The following is a 1,564-nucleotide window of genomic DNA, read 5'->3' on the forward strand; positions in this document are numbered from 1 at the left end:
ACCAACACACGCTACAAGCAAGCTGGGCAATTGGCTTAATTTGAAAAAAGTTTGTGTTTGATGCATTTGTTTTTAACCGAAAGATTACGCATCTTTAATCCCAGCCTGCGTGTAGCGCGGGAACGTTGTAAGCAATTTTAACCACATAACTAAATGGAAGATATTCAGAAATTACTAAAGCCAAAAGTCGCGGAATTTCAAACTCCTATTACTGATTCAAACCCTGAAATCTACAACATAAATTATGATTTATTGACTTTGCAAATTACATTAGGATTTAATGACATCGATAGACCAATATATGTTATTTTTAAAAATGTGGTTGGATTTAGGGTTCTAGATGAGGGAAATCTTTTGGAGTTTTGGGATCCAGCTGTCAGAGTTCCTGGTTGGATTTGGAAAATTGAAAGCGGAGGCTGGTTTGAACTTGAAAAATTAAGATCTGGATTCTTAGCACAACATCACGGAGATAGTCATAACGAATACTTAGTTCTTGGAATCAATGATTGTATAAGCGTAATAGCGGAATCTGACCCGATAATTATTGATTCCGAATAAAAACTGCTTACAACAGCTACTACAACGGATTTGGGCATTGGGCTTAATGGGAAAATGGTTTTGTATTTGGCAGTTTAACGATAACCGAAAAATAAATCTTAATTTAGAACCCAAACCCGCTGTAGTACCAGAACGTTGGGTAGCATAACCAAAAAAAGGAACGCTTAAAAATGAGAGATATTAAAAGAATAAATCCGATAATTGAACAACTCCAAAAAATATGGCTTGAAAATCCTGATTTTAGACTTGGACAATTGATAATGGTAATAACAAAAACTGGCGAAACTAATTCAAAGTTGTTTTATCTTGAAGATGATGATTTCGAAACCAAACTTAGCGAAACAGAAAAACAGTTTGCGGAAAATAAAAAAGAAAATAAAAAATTAAATATCTTTAAAAATAATCACACAACTTATGCAGATGTAAAAGGATTAACTAAAAAAGAAAACAACCTTTCTACATCGTCTTACATTGAATTTGAGCGTAATTTGGTAGATATTCTTCAAGACAATAGTTGGATAACATCTTTTGAATCAAACAGACAAAATTCTGTTATAAAATGGTCTAGTATAGGTCAAACTCAATTATCAGATTTTGTCAAAAATGTAAATTTAATTTATCCTATTGAAGACAATAAACAAGAAGAATTTCTTTATGAATTCGCATTTTATCACAATATCTTAAAGAAGACTTGATCAAATTTTGAAATAAGACTCAGAAGAGAAAACTAAAAATATAACGCATAAAGTTACGCTACCCAACAGCCACTACAACGGATTTGGGCATTGGGCTTAATGGAAAGATGGTTTTGCATTTGGGATGATTTGGCAAATCCGAAAATAGGGCTTAATTTAACCCCAAACCCGCTGTAGTGCCAAGACGTTATGTGACACCTTTGAAAAAAATGAGAAGAAAATACATTATCTGTTTTTTAATATTGTTAACGATTTCGACAATAAATGCGCAATCGAAAAGACAATTTACAAAAGTTCAAAACTCTGTAATC

General features: G+C 32.5%; 2 protein-coding genes. Both read left to right on the forward strand.

What is annotated here, in order from left to right; all coding sequences use genetic code 11:
• Window positions 1-153 precede the first annotated feature (153 nt).
• The gene (locus tag FLAVO9AF_RS15185) at window positions 154-558 is read left to right on the forward strand and encodes a hypothetical protein (RefSeq protein WP_159691225.1); all 405 of its coding nucleotides are present in this window, start codon (window positions 154-156) and stop codon (window positions 556-558) included.
• A 170-nt stretch (window positions 559-728) separates the two neighbouring features.
• Window positions 729-1,253, forward strand: coding sequence for a DUF1040 family protein (locus FLAVO9AF_RS15190; protein ID WP_159691228.1), 525 nt, complete (start codon window positions 729-731; stop codon window positions 1,251-1,253).
• The last annotated feature ends 311 nt before the right edge of the window (window positions 1,254-1,564 follow it).

The sequence above is a fragment of the Flavobacterium sp. 9R genome (assembly GCF_902506345.1).
In the GTDB taxonomy this organism is placed as follows: Bacteria; Bacteroidota; Bacteroidia; order Flavobacteriales; family Flavobacteriaceae; genus Flavobacterium.

Coding starts and splice junctions, on each gene's coding strand:
- FLAVO9AF_RS15185 (WP_159691225.1), top strand. CDS start 154: ATGGAAGATATTCAGAAATTACTAAAGCCAAAAGTCGCGGAATTTCAA.
- FLAVO9AF_RS15190 (WP_159691228.1), top strand. CDS start 729: ATGAGAGATATTAAAAGAATAAATCCGATAATTGAACAACTCCAAAAA.